At 71.3% G+C, this 18,850-nt stretch carries 18 protein-coding genes; 9 read left to right on the forward strand and 9 right to left on the reverse strand.

Going from position 1 to position 18,850, the window contains the following annotated elements; genetic code table 11:
* Together ABZT49_RS04635 and ABZT49_RS04640 are read right to left on the reverse strand one after the other, a co-directional pair.
* Positions 1-1,321, reverse strand: a 1,321-nt coding sequence (locus ABZT49_RS04635) for an MATE family efflux transporter (RefSeq protein ID WP_355283662.1), incomplete at its 3' end; no start/stop codon positions are given.
* A complete protein-coding gene (locus ABZT49_RS04640; protein WP_355283665.1) occupies positions 1,314-3,173 on the reverse strand; it encodes a monovalent cation:proton antiporter-2 (CPA2) family protein in 1,860 nt (619 codons plus the stop codon). The genes ABZT49_RS04635 and ABZT49_RS04640, both read right to left, overlap by 8 nt.
* A 216-nt stretch (positions 3,174-3,389) precedes the next feature.
* On the opposite strand from ABZT49_RS04640, the gene ispH reads away from it, so the two are divergent.
* Positions 3,390-4,391: a 4-hydroxy-3-methylbut-2-enyl diphosphate reductase gene (gene ispH / locus ABZT49_RS04645; protein ID WP_093571149.1), complete on the forward strand. Its 1,002-nt coding sequence runs from the start codon at positions 3,390-3,392 to the stop codon at positions 4,389-4,391.
* 266 nt (positions 4,392-4,657) lie between these two features.
* The gene (locus ABZT49_RS04650; RefSeq protein WP_355283668.1) at positions 4,658-5,635 is read left to right on the forward strand and encodes a homoserine kinase; all 978 of its coding nucleotides are present in this window, start codon (positions 4,658-4,660) and stop codon (positions 5,633-5,635) included.
* Between the two features lie 9 nt (positions 5,636-5,644).
* On the opposite strand, the gene ABZT49_RS04655 is transcribed toward ABZT49_RS04650, so the two are convergent.
* From ABZT49_RS04655 to ABZT49_RS04680, 6 genes are all read right to left on the reverse strand, one after another.
* A complete protein-coding gene (locus ABZT49_RS04655; protein WP_355283671.1) occupies positions 5,645-6,022 on the reverse strand; it encodes a helix-turn-helix transcriptional regulator in 378 nt (125 codons plus the stop codon).
* 241 nt (positions 6,023-6,263) lie between these two features.
* Positions 6,264-7,013: an SHOCT domain-containing protein gene (locus tag ABZT49_RS04660; protein WP_355283674.1), complete on the reverse strand. Its 750-nt coding sequence runs from the start codon at positions 7,011-7,013 to the stop codon at positions 6,264-6,266.
* Positions 7,014-7,106: 93 nt separating this feature from the next.
* Positions 7,107-8,264 carry a glycosyltransferase family 61 protein gene (locus ABZT49_RS04665; protein ID WP_355283678.1) on the reverse strand — a complete coding sequence of 386 codons (1,158 nt, stop codon included), beginning with the start codon at positions 8,262-8,264 and terminating at the stop codon, positions 7,107-7,109.
* A 32-nt stretch (positions 8,265-8,296) separates the two neighbouring features.
* Positions 8,297-9,706, reverse strand: coding sequence for a HAMP domain-containing sensor histidine kinase (locus tag ABZT49_RS04670; RefSeq protein ID WP_355283705.1), 1,410 nt, complete (start codon positions 9,704-9,706; stop codon positions 8,297-8,299).
* Positions 9,707-9,795: 89 nt separating this feature from the next.
* The gene (locus ABZT49_RS04675; RefSeq protein WP_355283680.1) at positions 9,796-10,473 is read right to left on the reverse strand and encodes a response regulator transcription factor; all 678 of its coding nucleotides are present in this window, start codon (positions 10,471-10,473) and stop codon (positions 9,796-9,798) included.
* A 35-nt stretch (positions 10,474-10,508) separates the two neighbouring features.
* Positions 10,509-10,886 carry a PepSY domain-containing protein gene (locus ABZT49_RS04680; RefSeq protein ID WP_355283683.1) on the reverse strand — a complete coding sequence of 126 codons (378 nt, stop codon included), beginning with the start codon at positions 10,884-10,886 and terminating at the stop codon, positions 10,509-10,511.
* A 234-nt stretch (positions 10,887-11,120) separates the two neighbouring features.
* On the opposite strand from ABZT49_RS04680, the gene ABZT49_RS04685 reads away from it, so the two are divergent.
* Entirely contained in the window at positions 11,121-11,540 is a 420-nt protein-coding gene (locus ABZT49_RS04685) for a hypothetical protein (RefSeq protein ID WP_355283685.1), read from the forward strand.
* A gap of 69 nt (positions 11,541-11,609) precedes the next feature.
* Here ABZT49_RS04685 and ABZT49_RS04690 read toward each other — a convergent pair whose 3' ends face one another.
* Positions 11,610-11,936 (reverse strand): BrnA antitoxin family protein, encoded by a 327-nt coding sequence (locus ABZT49_RS04690; RefSeq protein ID WP_355283688.1) that lies wholly within the window; start codon positions 11,934-11,936, stop codon positions 11,610-11,612.
* A 577-nt stretch (positions 11,937-12,513) separates the two neighbouring features.
* On the opposite strand from ABZT49_RS04690, the gene ABZT49_RS04695 reads away from it, so the two are divergent.
* The 6 genes from ABZT49_RS04695 to ABZT49_RS04720 all read left to right on the forward strand — a co-directional run bounded on the left by ABZT49_RS04695 (position 12,514) and on the right by ABZT49_RS04720 (position 18,520).
* Complete coding sequence (locus ABZT49_RS04695) at positions 12,514-13,266, forward strand: S1 family peptidase (RefSeq protein ID WP_355283690.1); 753 nt, start codon at positions 12,514-12,516, stop codon at positions 13,264-13,266.
* Positions 13,267-13,385: 119 nt separating this feature from the next.
* Entirely contained in the window at positions 13,386-14,255 is an 870-nt protein-coding gene (locus ABZT49_RS04700; protein ID WP_355283693.1) for a trypsin-like serine protease, read from the forward strand.
* 63 nt (positions 14,256-14,318) lie between these two features.
* Entirely contained in the window at positions 14,319-14,708 is a 390-nt protein-coding gene (locus ABZT49_RS04705; RefSeq protein WP_109970537.1) for a DoxX family protein, read from the forward strand.
* A gap of 107 nt (positions 14,709-14,815) precedes the next feature.
* Complete coding sequence (locus tag ABZT49_RS04710) at positions 14,816-15,808, forward strand: PAS domain S-box protein (RefSeq protein ID WP_355283696.1); 993 nt, start codon at positions 14,816-14,818, stop codon at positions 15,806-15,808.
* A gap of 71 nt (positions 15,809-15,879) precedes the next feature.
* Positions 15,880-16,308, forward strand: coding sequence for a SufE family protein (locus ABZT49_RS04715; protein WP_355283699.1), 429 nt, complete (start codon positions 15,880-15,882; stop codon positions 16,306-16,308).
* Between the two features lie 76 nt (positions 16,309-16,384).
* On the forward strand, positions 16,385-18,520 hold the full coding sequence (locus ABZT49_RS04720) for a S9 family peptidase (RefSeq protein ID WP_355283702.1): 2,136 nt from the start codon (positions 16,385-16,387) through the stop codon (positions 18,518-18,520).
* Positions 18,521-18,850 lie beyond the last annotated feature (330 nt).

Below are 18,850 nucleotides of genomic sequence, written 5' to 3' on the forward strand. Positions count from 1 at the left end.
CCACCACCCCGAACAAGGCCGACCCGATCCCCATCCCGGCCATCGCCCCCTCCGGCCCGGCGAGATGTGCCCCGAGCAAGGCCGTCGGCATCGTCCCGAGGGTCGCCCGTCCCCAGTTGAGCGCACTGGCCGCCAGCGGGAAGCCGAGATTGTTGAACGAGGCGTTGCCGAGGAACAGCAACCCGTTGAAGAACCAGATCGCCCCGCCGGCGTAGCAGAAGAAACCGAGGAGGTCGGCGCCGGCACCCGAGAGCCCGAACAGGGCGGTGAGCGGCGCACGGGCGAGCACCAAGGCGAGCCAGACCGTGCCGACATAGATTCCGGTGACCAGGGCGGCATCGCGAAGACTCGCGCGCATCCGGTCGAAGCGGCCGGCGCCCCAGTTCTGGCCGAGGATCGGCCCGACCGCGCCGGAGAGCGCGAACAACCCGCCAAAGGCCACCGGCACCACCCGGTCGACCACCGCGTTGCCCGCCACCGTCGCGGTGCCGAACCCCGCCATGACGTGGGCGAGGAAGGCGCTCGCCACCGGGGGCGCGAGGTTGGTGAGCACGGTCGGCAGCGCGACCCGCAGGATCGGGCCGGCGTCGCCCAGCACCGCCGCCAGCGTCGGTTTCGCCACCATCCGGTGGACGCGCACCGCGCCGGAATAGCCCACCCAGGCGAAGGCGACGCGGGCGATCACGATCGTGACCGCCGCTCCCTCGATCCCGAGATTCAGGCCGAAGATCAGCAGCGGATCGAGCACCACCGTGACCGCGGCGCCGGCGAGCGTCACGTTCATGCCGCGCCGCGCGTCGCCCACCGCCCGCAGCACGCCGGAGAATCCCATGCCGAGCGCCATCAGGAGGCACGAGGGCAGGGCGATCCACAGGAAGGTCCGGGCCGCCGGCACGGTCTCAGGTGAAGCGCCGATCAGCGTCAGGAACGGGGTGAGCAGCGGCAGCATGAGCGCCGTCACCAGGCCCGAGGCGACCACCGCCAGGACCAGGGACGAGGCGGCGAGCCGGCGCGCCTCCGCGACATCGCCGCGCCCGAGCGCCCGCGAGACGAGCGCGCCGACCGCGATCATCGTCCCGATATTGATCGAGACCGCGAAGATCTGGACGATGGTGGCGAAGCCCACCGCCGCCGTCAGCACCGGATCGCCGAGCCGCGCGATGTAGAGCAGCGACAGGAGGTCGACGACGAAGATCGCCATCAGGCCGACCGAGCCGGTCGCCCCCATCACCACGACGTGGCGCAGCGTCGAGCCGGTGACGAAGCGGGCGGTCGGGGCGGCCTCAGTGATGTCCCGGTCGGGAGGGCGGGCCTCACCCATCGGCGCCGGCCCGCTCGCGGGCGATGATGTCCTCGGTCTCCGGGTTGAGGCCGTGCGAGGCGTGGAGCGGCGCGGTCAGGGGCTCGGGCTTGATCCGCACCAGGCTGCGCAAGGGGTCGCCCCGGTCGAGGGGCTCGCCGGCCTGCTGCAGCACCAGCCGGGCGAGGTCGCGCTTGCGCACGTCGTCGACCGTGCGCGCCGCCTCCTCGGGCGAGAGGCCGAGCGCCTCCAGGGTGGCACGGCCGAAGGCGAGGGCCGATTCGAAGGTCTCGCGGATCTGGTAGTCGACGTCGCGGCCCATCGCCTCGATCGCCTGCACCCGGTCGAACACCCGCACGTAGGTGCGCGCCGCCGGGAACTCGGCATGGACGAGGTCGACGATCTTGAGCGTCGCCTCCGCGTCGTCGATGCAGATGCACACCACCTCCGCCTTGCCGGCGCCCGAGGAGCGCAGCACGTCGAGGCGGGTGCCGTCGCCGTAATAGACCCGGAAGCCGAAGCGGGCGGCGCTGCGGATCTGCTCGACGTCCTTGTCGATCACCGTGACGCTCAAGCCCTGCGCCAGCAGCACCTGGTTGAGGATGTGGCCGAAGCGGCCGAAGCCGATCACCAGCACCCGCGCCTCGGCGCCCTCGATCGCCTCGTGCTCGGGCTCGTGCGGGGCGGTGGCGCGGCGCGACAGCACCCCGTCGAGCACCTTTGCGCCGATCGGGCCGATCAGCATGGTGATGGCGGCGAGCGCGATGGCGAGCCGCCCGGACGGCCCGTCGACGAGGCCGAGCTCCTGGCCGACCGGCAGCAGCACGAAGGCGAACTCGCCCGCCGGCGCCAGCACGGCGGCGCCGCGCAACGCGTCGAGCCAGGGCGAGCCAAACAGCCGAAAGAGGCCGGCGACCAGCCCGACCTTGATGAGGATCGCACCCACCGTGGCGACGGACAGGCCGAGCCAGTTCTGCTCGACGAGGCCGAGGTCGATCGACATGCCGACGCTCATGAAGAACAGGCCGAGCAGCATGCCGCGGAACGGCTCGATATCGGCCTCGAGCTGGTGGCGGAAATTCGATTCGGCGAGCAGCAGCCCGGCGAGGAACGCCCCCATCGCCATCGACAGCCCGACCTCCTCCATGACGAGGGCGGTACCGAGCACGACGAGGAGCGCGGCCGCGGTCATCACCTCGCGCGCGCCGCTGGCGGCCAAGAGGCGGAAGAACGGGTTGAGGCCGTAGCGGCCGACCAGCACCACCCCGATCACCGCCGCGACCGCGGTCCCGGCCGATTGCAGGGCGGTGCCGAGCCAGGCCTCGCCGCCTCCGCCGGTGCCGGTCTGGGCGATCAGCGGCAGGAGCGCCAGGATGCCGACGATCGACAGGTCCTGGAACAGCAGCACCGCGAAGGCGCGCTGGCCGTAAGGCGAGGCGAGGTCGCGTCTCTCTTCGAGGAGCTGCAGCGCGACCGCCGTCGCCGAGAGGGCGAGTGCGATGCCGATCACCGTCGCGGCGCCGCCCGAGAGGCCCGACAGGTAGCCGAGGCCCCCGAGCGTCAGGGCGCAGAGCCCGAGCTGGAGCGTGCCGAGGCCGAGGATGTCGCGCCGGAGCGAGATCAGGCGCGAGATCTCGAGTTCGAGCCCGACGATGAACAGGAGCAGCACCACCCCGAGTTCCGAGACGCTGCGGGCGGTCTCCGGCTCGGTGATGAGCGACAGGCCCGACGGCCCGATGACGACGCCGGCCACGAGGTAGCCGAGCACCGCGCTCTGCCCGAGCAGGCGGAAGATCGGCACGCCGATCACCGCGGCGGACAGGAAGGTCAGGACCGGCGGCAGGAAGCTGGCGTGGTCGGCGGCGGTCGCCATCGCGCGGGATTCTCCCGGGTTCGAGGTCGGCTCAGACCCTCCCTTAACCCGAACGGGGCCGGCGAGCGAACCCGGTTTCGGTCCGCCCGCGGGTTCCCGCGCCGGCCGTCACGCGGCTGCCGCAGGGGAGGTGTCGCGCGCGCGACCTGTTGTTCGCCACGATTGCGTGGCACAAGAGGTTGACAGGGGCCGCCCCGCCTCGCCACATCCCGGATCATGAGCGCCTCCGTGAACCAGACCGACGCCGGTGCCGCCGCGCCCGCGAAGCCGCCCCTCGAGATCCTCCTCTGCGCGCCGCGCGGGTTCTGCGCCGGCGTGGTGCGGGCCATCGACGTGGTCGAGCGGGCGCTGGCCCTCTACGGCCCGCCCGTCTACGTGCGCCACGAGATCGTGCACAACAAGTACGTGGTCGAGAGCCTGAAGCGCAAAGGCGCGGTCTTCGTCGCCGAACTCGACGAGGTGCCGGACGGCAAGGCGCCGGTGATCTTCTCCGCCCACGGCGTGGCGAAGACCGTGCCGCAAAACGCGGTTGCCCGCGGGCTGACCACGATCGACGCCACCTGCCCGCTGGTGACCAAGGTCCACCGCGAGGCCGAGATCCACCACAAGCGCGGCCGCCACGTGCTGCTCGTTGGCCATTCCGGCCACCCGGAGGTCGTCGGCACCATGGGCCAGCTGCCCAAGGGCTCGATCACCCTGGTGGAGGATGTCGAGCAGATCGAGGCACTGGAGCCCGCGACCCGCGACAACCTCGCCTGGGTGACCCAGACGACGCTGTCCGTCGACGACACCCACCACATCGTCGAAGCCTTGAAGCGCAAGTTCCCGAAGATCGTCGGCCCGCACAAGGACGACATCTGCTACGCCACCACCAACCGCCAGGAGGCGGTGAAGCAGGTCGCCCCCCTCGTCGACGCGCTGATCGTGGTCGGCTCCTCGAACTCCTCGAACTCGCAGCGCCTGCGCGAGGTCGCCGAGCGCGTCGGCTGCCCGATCACCCGGCTCGTCAACCGCGCCGAGGATCTGGACTGGGAGGCCTTCTCCGACATCCGCCGCCTCGGCCTCACCGCCGGCGCCTCGGCCCCCGAGGTGCTGGTGGAAGAGATCATCGACGCCTTCGCGACTCGCTACGAGGTCACGGTTGACACCGTCTCGACCACGACCGAGGACATGGTCTTCCCGCTGCCGCGCGAGCTGCGCAGCGAGGCGGCGGAGTAGGGCCTGGGCCCTTCCACCTCCTGGCGTTCGCAGGATGAGGCGCGCTCCCCTCTCCCGTGTGGGAGAGGGGCCGGGGGTGAGGGTGGCTCGGCTTCCGCAATGATCCTGAACCGTTGGGCTGCGCAGCTCTACGGTCGGGGCTTAATTCTGAACCCGAGGCACCCTCACCCCTACCCCTCTCCCACTCTGGAGAGGGGTCCCGCGTCTTTATTTGAAGCGCCGGTCTCTATTTCTTCATCCATTTCCCAGAGCGAAGCAGAACGGCCGTGGCGGTCTACACCGAGGTTCCGGACGAGGCGCTGGCCGCCTTTCTCGCCGCCTACGAGATCGGCGATCTCCTGTCCTACAAGGGCATCGCCGAGGGGGTGGAGAACACCAACTTCATCCTGCACACCACCACCGGCTCCTACATCCTGACCCTCTACGAGAAGCGGGTGAGGGAGGGCGACCTGCCGTTCTTCCTCGGGCTGATGCAACATCTGGCCGCCAACGGCCTCGCCTGCCCGCAACCGATTCGCACCCGCGACGGTGCGACCCTCGGGCGGCTCTGCGGCCGGCCCGCGGTGATCGTGTCGTTTCTGGAGGGCGTCTCGGTGCGCCGGCCCGGCGTCAGGCATTGCCGGGCGCTCGGCGCCGCGCTCGCCGGCCTGCACGCCGCCGGGGCCGATTTCCCGATGCAGCGGCCGAACGCCCTCTCGGTCGCGGGCTGGCGCCCGCTCTTCGAGGCGGCGGAGGCTGAGGCCGACCGCGTCGCTCCCGGCCTCGCCGCCCGCACCCGCGCGGACCTGGAGCTCCTGGAACAATCCTGGCCGCAGGACCTGCCCGGCGGCGTCATCCACGCCGATCTCTTCACCGACAACGTGTTCTTCCTTGGCGACGACGTCTCGGGCCTGATCGACTTCTACTTCGCCTGCACCGATTCCTTCGCGTACGACCTGGCGATCTGCCTCAACGCCTGGTGCTTCGAGGCGGATTACTCCTTCAACCGCACCAAGGGCCAGGCGATGATCGCCGCCTACCAGGCCGCGCGCCCGCTCGAACCCCGCGAAGTGGAGGCCCTGCCGCTGCTCGCCCGCGGTGCGGCGCTCCGCTTCATGCTGACCCGCCTCGTCGACTGGCTCAACGTGCCCCCCGGCGCCCTGGTGAAGCCGAAGGACCCGCTCGAATACGACCGCAGGCTGGCGTTTCATCGGAAGGTGGCGGCGGCGGGGGAGTATGGGTGGAGTGCAATTGCATCCGCGTGAACCACGTGATCAATCAACGTTGATTGAAGGACAGGCGCGTTCGAGAGGGCGGTTCGTTTGCGTTGCGGGTGCTCGCCGCTCGAACGCGATCCTGACTTCCACCTCCGCATCGAGCGCGTGAAGCATGCGGATCATCCGGTCCAGCGTGAAGCGTCCGTAATCGGCGTTGCGGATCCGCGTGAAGTCGGCCGCGGCGAACCCGGTCAACTCGTGTGCCTTGCGGGTCGTGAGCTGGCGCTGATCGAGCGTGGCGATAATGTGCGCCGCCAGCTGGTCTTTCGCCTGACGCATGTCGGCATCGGCGTAGCCGAAATCTTCCCAGACGTTGCCGCTGCCGTGGACAACTTCACCGATGTCCTTCTTGGTGATTCCGCGTACCGGCAGCATTAGATTTGCATCCCCGCGTATGTTGCCAAAGCTCTGCGTCATCCCGGGGCTCGCCGAAAGGCGAGAACCCGGGATCCATAACCGCTGAGGGTGCAGGCTCAGTCTGAACGCGTTCGCTTTATTCTGGAGCGTCGGCGGTTATGGATCCCGGGTTCCGCTTTCGCGGCCCCGGGATGACGCGGAGGGTGTCAGCTCCGTAGAGGCGATCGGGCAAACTTCCCGGCTCGTACCGCGCTTCCCCTCACAACCGCGCCAACAGCTCCGTCTTCTTCGCGGAAAACTCGGCCTCGGTGAGCACGCCCCGGCGGTGCAGCTCCGACAGGCGCTCGATCATCCCGAACACGTCTCCATTCGGCGCATCGGCCGATGGGGACGGGGACGCCGCGAAAGCCTCCGGTGCCGGCGCGGCCTGCGGGGCGGGGCGTGCCTCCTGCCCGGGCTCTCCCACCACCGGCAACTCATCGAGCCGCACCGGGCCGAACTGGCTGGTGAAGCTCAAGGAATAAGACGAGCCCTGCTGCTGCGAGACGCCGCCGATCCGGTGGTCGCCGGTATCGTAGAGCGTCACCCGGCCGCCGGTCTCGATGGCGAGGCGCCGGGCCTCGGGGAAGAAGGCGTAGCGGGCGTCGTTCTGCGCGCCGGAGGTGGCCGGCTGGCCCAGACCCTCGGGCCACCAGGACCCGCCGAAGCCCTGCCCCGAAAAACCCTGTCCCGAGAAGCTCTGGGACTGGAAGCTCCCGCTCTCCGCCGGCATCGCGGTGGCGAGCGGCGCCAGCTCGTCGCAGAGCGCGACGACCCGGGCCTTGAGCCCGGCATTGAACATGTCGCCGATCATCGTCATCCCGCCGGCGGACCACTGGCCCATGCCGCCGAGATCGGGATGGTTGAACTGTGCCATCCGGCCGTGGCCGCGGGCGAGCGCGTCGAGGAGGTGGCGGACGGCATCCAGGCCGACGCCGTGGCGGGCGGCGATCGCGTCGAGGTCGGGCATCGGTCAGGTCGCTCCGGAGCAGAGCCCGGGCTTAGCGCACTCCCTGCCCGAGGGGAACGGCTCAAGGACACACCCGAGGACCCAACCCGCGCCTCAGCCGAGCCCCGGCACGACCCTGCGCAGGCGCCCCAGCAGCCCGCCCGGCCGGGGCGGCAGGGGCGGGATCGCCGGCGAGAGGTGCCAGGCACCCGGATCGGTGCGCAGGTCGCTCTCCCGCAGGGTGTCGATGCGGGCGATCTTGTCGAGGAGCTCCGCCGCCACGGTCTCCGGCTCCCGCAGCACGAAGTTGACGGTGAAGCCGTCGCCGGCGTGGCTGCTGGTCCCGACCGGATAGTAGTAATGCGCCTCTGTGCGCGTGATGAGGTCGATCAGCCGGTAGGTCCCGCTCAGCTTCAGCCGGTCGGCGATGGCGATCACCCGTCGGCGAGGGGGCGCGAAGAGCAGGGTGTGGAAGGCCGAGCCGTTGGCGCCGAGGATCACCCGGTGGCGGGCGAACAGGCGCACCTGCTCGGGGAAGCTCAGGAGCTCCGGATGGACGATCCGCACCCCTTCGCGCTCCAGCACGGCCGTCATCGCCTCCTCGTTGGCGAAGCGGCGCACGCCGCCGGTCAGGCGGGCCTTCGACAGGTAGACCGGCTGGGGATCGGCATCGACCTCCTCGGGCGCGTAGTAGCCGCGCCCGATCTCCCGGCACAGATCGGCCAGGACCGGGAAGGCGTAGTCGTCCTGCTGCAGGGCGGCCTGGGGCACCAGCAGGGTCGGGATCCGCACCGGCCGGCCGAAGGTCGTGAGATCCAGCACGCTGAGGCCCAGCCGGCCGAGGATCTCCGGGATGAACGGGGTGCCGCTCCAGTCGGCGCCGAGTCCGGGCCCGTGGCAGAGCAGGGTCGGGCGCAAGGCCCCCCCGGCGAAATCGAGGAGCGGCCAGAATCGCGCCAGCGTATTGATGACGAAGTGGCCGTAATGCGGGTGGATCGCCCCGACATACAGATAGGTGCCCTCCGGCGCCGTGTCGGTCACCGGGCCCTGCCCCTCCGGCCATTCGGTGGTCTGCCAGGTCGGGGTGCGCTCGCCGCTGTGGTGGTCGAGGGATTCGGGCACCATCCGGCCCGCGGCGTCGAAGATCACCGGGATCTTGTCGAGCTTCGGGATCCGCATGAGGTAGTGGGCGTCCTCGACCAGGCGCAGGGCCGGCCGGCCCTGCCGCACCTCGGCCCGGCCGTAGAACGCTTCGCTCCGCTGCAGGATCATGCCGGACTGAGAACCCCGTCGCGCGCGGGCCGTCAGGCCTGCGCGGCCGCCGGGCTCGCATCGCCCGGCACCTCGATCACTGCCCTTAAGCCGCCGAGTGAGGCCGCGTCGAGGCGCAGGCGCCCGCGATACAGGGCGGCGAGGTCGGAGACGATGGAGAGGCCGAGCCCTGAGCCGGGCTTGGTCTCGTCGAGGCGCCGGCCGCGCTCCAGCACGGCGGCCCTGGCCTCGGGCGGCAGGCCCGGCCCGTCATCCTCCACCGTGACGATGAGGTGCGGGTATTCGCCCTGGCCGATCACCTCGGCGCGGATCGAGACGCGCGACTGCGCCCACTTGGCGGCGTTGTCGACGAGGTTGCCGATCATCTCCTCGAAATCCTGGCGCTCGCCGCGGAAGCGCAGGCCCGGGGTGACGCTGGTGTCGAAGGTCAGGTCCTTGTCGTAGAAGATCTTGCCGAAGGTGCGCACGAGCGCCGCCACCACCGGCTCGACGTCGGTGAAGGTGCCGAGCGCGCCGGCCAAAGCCGCGGCGCGGGCCCGGTCGAGGTGGTAGTTCACTTGGTCGCGCATCACCGCGGCCTGCTCGCGCACCTTCACGGCGAGCTCGCTGTGGGCGTCCCCCGCCGAGGCCTCGTTGACGATGATGCTCAAGGGCGTCTTCAGCGCGTGGGCGAGGTTGCCGACCTGGGTGCGGGCCCGCTCCAGGATCTCGCGGTTGGTCTCGAGGAGCAGGTTCACCTCGCCGGCGAGCGGCGCGATGTCCTGCGGGTACTCGCCCGAGATGCGGTCCGCCTCGCCGCGGCGGATGGCGCCGAGCGCCGCCCGCAGCTTGATCAGCGGCGCGAGGCCGAAGCGGATCTGGAGCAGGGTGGTGAGGCCGAGCGAGAGGCCGAGCAGCGCGAAGGTGGTGGTGAGCGCGAGGGTGAAGCGCCGCATGTCGGCGGCGATCTCGTCCGAGGGCCCGGCGACCCGCACGAGGTAGCGGCCCTCCTCGCCGAGATCGACGGTGCGCTCGATGATGCGCAAGGGCCGGTCGTCCTGCGCCTTGCCGTAGCCCTTGCGCAACTGCCCGGCCCCGGCCTCGCCGACGGCGTTGTCGGGCGGCTGGAGCGGCACGCCGACGAGGGAGCGCGAGGTGCGCAGGTCGCGCGGGCGGGCATTCGGCCGGCCGACCTGCCAGTACCAGCCCGACAGGGGCAGGTCGAAGCGCGGATCGCCGAGCGCCCCGAAGCTGCGCGCCTCGGAATCGGAGGGCGAGACGAGGTTGGTGGCGAGATCGTTGGCGTAGACGAGGAGCCGGCTGTCGAACGCCCGCTCGGTGGTCTCGCGGTAGAGGGTCGAGAGGATCAGCCCGGCGATCAGCAGGATCAGCGCGCTCGCGAGCAGCGACGAGACGGCGAGGCGCACCGCGATCGAGCGCTTGCGCCACGGCCGCCAGCCCATCCACCGGCGCGGCGCGGCGGGGGCGACGCCGCCGGCGAGGCCGGTCTCCGCCGCCGGTGTCGCCTCGGCCGCGGCCCGGCCGGGACCGGTCACGGCTGCTGTCCGCCGGCGCCCGCGTCGATCAGGTAGCCGAGGCCGCGCACGGTCTGGATCAGGTCGACCGCGAGCTTCTTGCGCAGGCGCCCGACGAAGACCTCGATGGTGTTCGAGTCGCGGTCGAAGTCCTGGTCGTAGAGGTGCTCGGTCAATTCGGCCCGGGAAACGACCCGGCCGGTATGGTGCATCAGGTATGAGAGCAGCCGGTACTCGTGCGAGGTGAGCTTGACCGGGCTGCCGTCGACGAAGACGCGGCCGGAGCGGGTGTCGAGCACGACCGGGCCGACGCTGATCTGGCTCGTGGCGTGGCCGGCGGTGCGGCGCAAGAGCGCGCGCACCCGGGCCAGCAGCTCCTCCATGTGGAAGGGCTTCGTCACGTAGTCGTCGGCGCCGGCATCGAAGCCGTTGACCTTGTCGCTCCAGCGGTCGCGGGCGGTGAGGATGATGACCGGCGTCTTCACCTGCGCCCGGCGCCAGCCCGACAGGACCGAGACGCCGTCGGCCTTCGGCAGGCCCATGTCGAGGATGATGCAGTCGTAGGGCTCGGTCTCGCCGAGGAAGGCGCCCTCCTCGCCGTCGAACGCCTTGTCGACGGCGTAGCCCGCCTCTTCCAGGGCGCTCACGACCTGGCGGTTGAGATCCCGGTCATCCTCGACCACCAGCAGACGCACGACCCGAACCCCTCAGTTCAGAACAAACCCGCGTTTCACCACTGGCCGGACACTTGTCCCGACCGGGCATCCACCATCACGTGCACGAACTGGCCGTCCTTGCGCAAGGCCGTCAGCATGTAGACCAGCGTCTCGTCCCGCCGGCAGAGATTGGCCCGCACGATGTCGGCCCGCGGCACGGCGGCCCGCGCCGCCCGGATCGCCGCCACCGGCTCGACCACGCGCTTTTCCGCCACCGCCTCGCGCAGATCGCCGGAGGAGAGGCAGGTCTGGTGCGTCTCCACCGCCTTCAGCGGCCGGGCCGGCACGGCGCCCGTGGCGGTCTCGTCCCGCTCCTCCGCGGCCGCGAGCCAGCCCGAGGCGCCGGCGAGGCCGACGAGGGCGGGGAGCAGGAGGAGAGCGAGGTTGCGCATGCCGGGGACCATCGTCGCCGGGCACTGAATGCACCCTGAATGCGAAGGTGCCGGGTTTCGAGGGGTGCGCCCGGTCACGTTCTCGTGTGCGACCGAGGTTCGGGGCGAGATTTGTCGGCGGTCCGGGTGTGGCGCGGGCGACGCGGGTGAACCGATCCGGCGGCTTGGCTGTTATGGTTAAGGCCGCGCTAACCCCGCCGGCCGACCCTGCCGGCCGCCAGCCAGGGAGTTGCCATGCGCCCCGCCGCGTTCCCGTTCCTCGCCGTCGTGGGGTGCCTTGCCGGCGCGGCCCACGCGCAGGAGGCGGTCCCCGAGCCCGCTTCCGCCGCCCTGGAGACGGGTGGCCTGGCGCTGGGCGGCGCGCCCCTGCTGCTGCGCATCCGCCCGCGGGACGAGGCGCCGGAGGAGGGCTCGGGAATCGATGCGGCTGCCGCTGCCCGCACGGCGGAGATCGCCCGCCAGGCGGCTCTGGCCCGCGCCGTCGCGGCTCGCGAAGCGTTCGAGGCGCGGATCACCGCCCGGGCCAACCGGGCGATCGCCTCGGTCTGCACCGGGTGCCTGGGGCCGGTGCCGCCGTCGGTGGCGCTGACGCCGCCGGTCGCGGTGGCCGCGCCGCGGCTGGTTCCGGCCTCGGTCGCGATGACCGATCCATAGGCTCCTTCGCTGGTGTCAGGATGAGTCCCGTCGCGCGACAGGGTCTCCCTGAGCCCGCCACCTCATGCATCACGGCGTCCCGAGCCGCCTCGCCGCCCGCTTGAGCGTGGCGTTCATCCGGGTCTGCCACCCCTCGCCGGTCGCCTTGAGCGCCTCCACCACGTCCCGGTCGAGACGGATCGTGACCGGCACCTTCGTCACCTCCGCCTTGGGCCGGCCGCGCGGGCGCGTCAGGGCGGCGTAGAGTGCGGGCGGCAGCACCTCGGCGGCAGGCCGCATCCGTGCGAACTGCTCCGCCATGATCTCCGGATTGTCGGGATCCTGCGCGATCCCGGCCTGGATCTCCGCCTCCTCGGCCTCGGTGAGGGGCGGCAGGCTCGCCTTACGTCTCGTCATAGCGACTCTTCTCGCTGCGGCTCGCTCGCCGCAGGCTGATGGCCGGGACGGCCTCGCTGCCGACGAGGGCGAAGACCAGGGATACGAGCTGCCCGTCGAGAAAGCCGACCGCGAGGAAGCGCGGGCGGCCGTCGGTACGATTCTATCCTGGGCTCGCTGATGTCGCTCTGGTGTCTCGGCTCGTCCTGGGAGCCTGCTTGACTGGCTCGACAGTCTCAAGACTCTCCGGGTCATTCCGGGGCCGCGAAAGCGGAGCCCGGAGTGCCGCAGGCATGCCCAGAGCCGCTGATGGTTCAGGATCGAGCGGAATGCTCTTCGCCTCTTCCTGATGGACCTAAGGTTCTGGATTCCGGGCTCCGCTGCGCGGCCCCGGAATGACACTGTGATTGCCAAATCTGTGAGTGCAGATCGAGTAATATTCTTGATCATTAGAGGTGTCATCTATGCATGCGACACCGTGCTGTGCAAGATTTTAGCTCATGAAAAATAGTCCGCATCATTTCCGTCGCTACCCTGGACCTCCCGCGCCGGATCGGGCAGGGCAGGGGCTTTCCGGCCCCGCCGACCCGAGAGCGCCGTGATCCGCTTGCATCTCCCGTTCCTCGCCGCCCTCCTCCTCGCCACACCCGCCCACGCCGTCGTCGGCGGCACCGAGGCCCCCGACACGTCCCTCGCCCGCTCCAGCGTGATGGTGCTGTCCTCCCGCGGCGGGGTCTGCACCGGCATCGTGCTCGCCCGCGACGTGGTGCTCACGGCCGCCCATTGCGCCGCCCCCGGGGCCGAGCACCGGGTGCATTTTCGCGATGAATCCGGGGCGCCGGTCATGCTCGGGATCGCCGCCCGGGTGCTGCATCCGGGCTACGATGCGGGGGCCATCGCCGGGCGGCGGCGCTCGATCGACCTCGCGCTCCTGCGCACCGAGACAGCCCTGCCGGCCCGCTTCGTCCCGGCCAGCCTGACCGAGGCACCGATCGCCGCTGGCACGCCGCTGACCCTCGGCGGCTACGGCGTCGCCCGCCCGGGCGACCACCGCAGCACCGGCACCTTCCGCACCGCGACCCTGCCGCTGGTCGAGCCCTACGGCCCAAGCCGCATCCTCGCCTGGCTGAAGGGGCCGGCGGCGTCGGGCGCCTGCGAGGGCGATTCGGGCGGGCCGATCGTGACGACGGGCGGAGGCGTGCTCGCGGTGACCACCTGGTCGAGCGGGGCCGGCAAGGGATCGGGCAAGTCCTCGTGCGGCGGCGTCTCGCAGGGCGTGCTGGTCGGGCCGCAGCGGGCTTGGATCGCCCGCACGACCGGCGCCTGGGGCGCCGAAGCGCGCTGGGAATGACGCGGATCCCGCCCCGCTCACGGCTTCGTTCCCCCAGCGGGCCGGCGCCGGTGCGGAACCGCACCCTTCGCGCGAGACTTCACTTGTCGAGCGTGGCCGCACGCTTCTAGGGTGGTCCCATGCGCGTCTCTCCGTCCCGCCTCCGTCCCGCCTTGGCCGCCCTCGCGGTGGCCGCGCCCCTCGGCCTGTGGAGCAGCGGCGCCGGCGCCGTGGTCCGGGGCGAGGTGACCCGCGATCCGGACGGCCTGCGCGGCTCGGTGGTGCGGATCGAGAGCACCACCGGCGAGATGTGCTCCGGTTCGCTCATCGGCCCCGACCTCGTCCTCACCGCGGCCCATTGCGTGATGCGCAAGGCCGGCTACTGGATCGTGGTCGTCGACCGCAACTTCCGCCAGCGCCGCCTGCGGGCGATCGCCGCGGCGATGCATCCGGATTTCGTGCCCGGCACCACGCCCGAGACCCAGCCCGGCACCGACCTCGCCATCCTGAAGCTCAGCGAGCGCCTCGGCCCCGATTTCCGGCCCCTCGACACCCGCTATGGCGGCGAGATCCCGCAGGGCGACAATGTGGCCATCGCCGGCTACGGCGTGGTGGCGGAGAACCGGCGCGGCAGCGCCCGGGTGCTGCGCCAGGCGCGCCTCGTCTCGCTCGGCGAGCTCCAGGTCGCCAACACCGTGACGGTGGTAGCCGACCGCTCCACCCTGGCCGAGACCGCCGGCGCCGGCGCCTGCCTCGGCGATTCCGGCGGGCCGATCCTGCGCGGCGGCCCGGGCGGCTACCAGCTCGTCGGCGTGGTGAGCTGGTCGAGCGGCGCCGCCCAGCAGGGCCGGGTCCGCACCGCCTGCGGCGGCTTTACTGCCGTGACGCCGATCGGGCTCCACACCGGCTGGATCAACGCCCGCGCCGCCGAGCTCGCCCGCTTCGAGCCCAGCGAGGCGATGCCGGTGGGGACCCGCCCCAACCGGGCAGACTGGACCGGCGGGCGCTAACATAAACTTGACTGTCGTACGGCCACGCTCTCCAACGGGCTCCGACCAATCCGGAGAGTCCCGATGAGCCAAGCCGTTTTCAGCCTCGCCCGCATCCTCGTCGTCGTGCTGTTCTGCGTCTCCGGCGCCCAGAAGCTGATGAACCCGGCCGGCGTCGTGGCCGCGGTCTCAGGAAAAGGGCTGCCCTACCCGGAGGTGCTGGCCTGGCTCACCATCGCGGCCGAGCTGGGCCTCGGTCTCCTGATCGCGCTGGGCTTCTACGCGCGCGCGGCTTCCGTGCTGCTCGCCGTGTTCACGCTCGCGACGATCGTGTTTTTCCACAACTTCTGGACGATGTCGGGGGACGCCTTCCGCATGAATCAGATTCAGGCGATGAAGAACCTCTCGATCATCGGCGGCCTCCTGATGATCGCCGCCGCCGGTCCCGGCCGCTTCGCTCTCAACCGGCGCTGAGCGCGGGACTTTTTTGTCCCGGCGCCGCGCCGGAACGGCGCCGCGCCCGGTACGTTGACCGCCCCTGAAGGCGTGCGATCGGCGACGTTGAGGAGTGGTTGAGGGTCATGGCCGCGGACACGACATTGCCGGACGCGGCGTTCCGCAGCTTCGCCGAGGGCGCAGGCCTGATGATCTGGCGCGCCGACCCTCAGGCGCGCCTCATCTACGTCAACCCGGCCTGGACGGAGTTTCGCGGCCGCGCAGCCGAGGACGAACTCGGCCACGGCTGGAAGGACGGCCTGCACCCGCAAGACCGGGACGCGCACGAGGCCGCCCTCGCGGCGGCCTACGCCAAGCGCCGGCCGCACAGCGCCGAGTACCGGTTGCGCCGCCACGACGGCGCGTTCCGCTGGATCCACGGCCACGCCTATCCGCTGCACGAGGGCGACGACTTCACGGGCTTCGCCGGCTCCTGCTTCGACATCACCGAGCGCAAGGAGGCCGAGGAGCACGCCGCCCGGGCGATGGCCGAGCAGGAGGCGCTGCTCGCCGAGATCTACCACCGGGTGCGCAACAACCTCCAGGTCACGGTGAGCCTGATCGGGCTCTACGGCCGCGCCGCGGCGGCGCCCTGCCGCCCGGCCTTCGACGCGCTCGGCCAGCGGGTGCGGGCGATCGCCCTGGTGCAGCAGCATCTGCACGAGGCGCCGCAGATCGCCAGCGTCGACCTCGCCGAGTACCTGACGCGCCTCGCGGAAGGATTAGGGCAGCTGCGCCGGGCCGGGCGGATCGCCGTGACGGTCGAGGCCGGGCGCACGGCGCTCCTGGAGCCGCGCCGGGTCAACGCGCTCGGCATGATCCTGGCCGAGATCGTCGCCGAATGCCTCGATGGCACCGACGAGGCGGCCGCTTGCGTCACCCGGGTCGAGGTCCCGCCGGGCTCGGACACCGATCCGGTGCGGGTGCGGATCACCTCGGGCGGCGTCGCCGGCGAGCCGCCGGCCGGCGTGCCGCGGATCGGCCCCCGGTTGATCGCGGCCTATGCGGGCCAGGCCGAGATCGCAGTCTCGGGCACCGGCACCCCGGAATCGCCGCTCGAGCTGACGCTGCCGGCCTGAGGCGGTGGCGGGCGAGCCCCCGCCCGCCTATATGCCGGGTCTCGACTCCCCCCACGATTCCCCCGGGTCCCATGCTGCCGCCCATCGACGAGATCGTCTCCAACTTCGAGTTCCTGGACGAGTGGGACGACCGCCATCAGTATCTGATGGAACTCGGCCGCAAGCTGCCGCCCCTGCCCGAGGAGGCCCACAACGAGGCGAACCGGGTGCGCGGCTGCGTCAGCCAGGTCTGGCTCGAGACGCATGTCGACCGCTCCGGCCCCGAGCCGCGGCTGCACTTCCTCGGCGACAGCGACGCCCACATCACCAAGGGCGTGGTCGCGGTGCTGATCGCGTTCTTCGACGGCCGTACCGCCGCGGATGCCGCCCGGGCCGACGCCCTCGGGCTGTTCCAGAAGCTCGGCCTCTCCGAGCACCTGACGGCGCAGCGCTCGAACGGTGCCCGGGCGATGATGGACCGCATCCGCGCCGATGCGGAAGGCGTCGCCGCGGCGGCGTGAAGCCGCCCTTGACGCCGCCCTTGCGGCGGCGGCCTCGGGACGGCACATCCCCCAGGATGTCTTTCCGGGGAGCCGCATGACCCTTCGCCTGAGCCCGCCCGCCGCCGCGCCGACGGCGCCCGTCCGGCCCGTCACCGTCACGGTCCACGGCCGCGCGGTGACCGACCCCTATGCCTGGCTCAAGGCGGAGAACTGGAAGGACGTGCTGAAGGACCCCTCGGCCCTGCCGGGGGAGATCCGCGACCTTCTGGCGGCCGAGAACGCCTATGCGGAGGCCGCGCTCGCCGGCACCACGGCCCTGCGGGAGACCCTGGTCGCCGAAATGCGCGGGCGCATCCGCGAGGATGACGGCAGCGTGCCGGACCCCGACGGTCCCTTCGCCTACTACACCCGCTACCGCGAGGGCGGGCAGCACCCCCTGGTCTGCCGCCGCCCGGCCGACCGCGTGGCCCCCGGCCTCGTCGGGGATTTGGCGGGCGAGGGTGAGGAGATCCTGATCGACGGCGACCGGGAAGGGGAGGGGCACGCCTTCTTCAGCCTGGAGGGCGCCGCGCATTCCGACGACCATGCGCTGGTCGCCTGGAGCGCCGACACCAAGGGCTCCGAACTCTACACCATCCGGGTCCGCGACCTCGCGACGGGGACGGACCGCGAGGATCAGGTGCTCGCCACCACCGGCGACGTGGTGTGGAGCGCCGACGGGAAGGCGTTCTGGTACGTCGCGGTCGACGAGAACCACCGCCCCGCGACCGTGATGCTGCACCGCCTCGGCACGCCGCAGAGCGACGACGACACGATCTACGAGGAGGGCGACGCGGGCTTCTTCGTCGGCATCGGCGAGACCCAGTCCGGCGCCTACCTGATGGTGACGGCGAATGACCACGAGACCTCCGAGGTCCACCTCGCCGAGCGCGCCACGCCCTTCGCGCCTCTGCGCGTCTTGGCGCCGCGGGAGCCCAAGCTGATCTACTCGGTCGAGCACCGGGGCGACGAATTGTTCGTGCTCACCAACGCCGACGGAGCCGAGGACTTCAAGATCGCGGTGGCGCCGCTCGACCGTCCGGGCCGGGCCCACTGGCGCGACCTGATCCCGCACCGGGCCGGCGTGATGATCCGGTTCCAGCACGTGCTCGCCCGCCACCTCGTGCGGCTCGAACTGGAGAATGCCCGGCCGCGCCTGATCGTGCGCGATGCCGAGAGCGGCGCCGAGCACACCGTATCCTTTGCCGAGGAGGCCTACTCTCTCGGCCTCTCGCCGGGCCACGCCTTCGATACGGATCTCATCCGCTTCACCTACTCGTCGATGACGACGCCGGCGGAGACCTACGACTACCACGCCACCACCCGCGAGCGCGCCTTACGCAAGCGCCAGGACGTGCCGAGCGGCCACGACCCGGCGGCCTACGTCACAAGGCGCCTGTTCGCGACCGCGCCGGACGGCGAGCAGGTGCCGGTCTCGCTGCTGCATCGGCGCGATACGCCGCTCGACGGCACCGCGCCGCTCCTCCTCTACGGCTACGGCTCCTACGGCTCGCTGATGTCGGCGGCCTTCCGCACCAACCCGCTCTCGCTCGTCGATCGCGGCTTCGTCTACGCCATCGCGCATGTCCGCGGCGGCACCGAGAAGGGCTGGCGCTGGTACCTCGACGGCAAGCGCGAGAAGAAGCCCAACACCTTCACGGACTTCGTCGCCTGCGCGCGCGCCCTGATCGAGGCGCGCTACACCGGCGCCGGCCGCATCGTCGCCCATGGCGGCAGCGCCGGCGGCATGCTGATGGGGGCGGTGGCGAACCTCGCGCCGGAGTTGTTCGCCGGCATCGTCGCCGACGTGCCCTTCGTCGACGTGCTCAACACCATGCTCGACGGCGATTTGCCGCTCACCCCGCCGGAATGGCCCGAATGGGGCAACCCAGGCGCCGACGTCGCGGCCTTCGAGACCATCCTGTCCTATTCGCCCTACGACAATGTCGCGGCGAAGGCCTATCCGGCGATCCTGGCGCTGGGCGGCCTCACCGACCCGCGGGTGACCTACTGGGAGCCGGCGAAATGGGTCGCGCGCCTGCGCGCCACGATGACCGGGGGCGGGCCGGTGCTCCTGCGCACCAACATGGAGGCCGGCCACGGCGGAGCGGCGGGTCGGTTCGACCGGCTGGAGGAGGTGGCGCTGATCTACGCCTTCGCGCTGGCGGCCGTGGGGGCGGAGGCGGCGTAGAGTTCCTGAACCCTCCCCCCACGGAACTCGGGCTTGCCCGAGTTCCGCATCCCTGTGCCCAAGTCGGGTAAGCCCGACTTGGGATGGGGGGAGGGTGCCCCGCGGATGCGGGGCGGGAGAGGGGACCACGCTTCCGAATAAACCTGAACCGTCCTGAAGGGCGCTTCCTGAATCAGCGTCGCGCTGCCCCTCTCCCGGCCCCTGCTGACGCAGGGACCACCCTCCCCCGCAGAGGCTAGCGTATTCACACAACGTGGTTGGCGCGTTCAGCGTTGTGTGATTCGCTGCGGTTGGCTGATGCGATGGGAGCCGGCGGATGGTGGATCTCAG

The sequence above is a fragment of the Methylobacterium sp. EM32 genome, from assembly GCF_040593685.1.
GTDB lineage: Bacteria > Pseudomonadota > Alphaproteobacteria > Rhizobiales > Beijerinckiaceae > Methylobacterium.